1 protein-coding gene is annotated in these 621 nt (G+C 68.8%); it reads left to right on the top strand.

All coding sequences use genetic code 11. The features are described from left to right. Positions 1 to 568, top strand: a 568-nt coding sequence (prs, locus tag CCN51_RS52485; RefSeq protein WP_143676271.1) for a ribose-phosphate diphosphokinase, incomplete at its 5' end; no start/stop codon positions are given. Between the last annotated feature and the right edge of the window lie 53 nt (positions 569 to 621).

Genomic DNA, 621 nt, shown 5'->3' with positions numbered 1-621 from the left:
TCTGCACACCGACCAGATCCAGGGCTTCTTCGACGGCCCGGTCGACCACCTCTTCGCGCTGCCGATCCTCGCGGACTACGTGGGCGCCAAGGTCGACCGTTCCAAGCTGACCGTGGTCTCCCCGGACGCGGGCCGGGTGCGCGTCGCCGACCGCTGGTGCGACCGGCTCGGCGCCCCGCTGGCGATCGTGCACAAGCGGCGCGACCCGGATGTGGCCAACCAGGTGACCGTCCACGAGGTCGTGGGTGATGTGCGGGGCCGGGTGTGTGTCCTGGTCGACGACATGATCGACACCGGTGGCACCATCTGCGCCGCGGCGGACGCGCTGTTCGCTAATGGCGCGGAGGACGTGATCGTGACGGCCACCCACGGTGTGCTGTCCGGCCCGGCCACGGACCGGCTGAAGAACTCGAAGGTGAGCGAGTTCGTCTTCACCAACACCCTGCCCACCCCGAACGAGGTCGAGCTCGACAAGATCACCGTGCTGTCGATGGCGCCGACCATCGCCCGCGCGGTCCAGGAGGTCTTCGAGGACGGCTCGGTGACCAGCCTCTTCGAGGAGCACTGATGGCCACCGGCGACTTAGAAACCGGGACCCGCCGACCGATCTGAGGCCACCCC

Origin of the sequence: Streptomyces milbemycinicus (assembly GCF_002154605.1) — a bacterium.
GTDB classification, from domain to species: domain Bacteria; phylum Actinomycetota; class Actinomycetes; order Streptomycetales; family Streptomycetaceae; genus Streptomyces; species Streptomyces milbemycinicus.
Note: the sequence above shows the minus strand (reverse complement) of the source record. Positions and strands in the feature narration are given on the sequence as shown.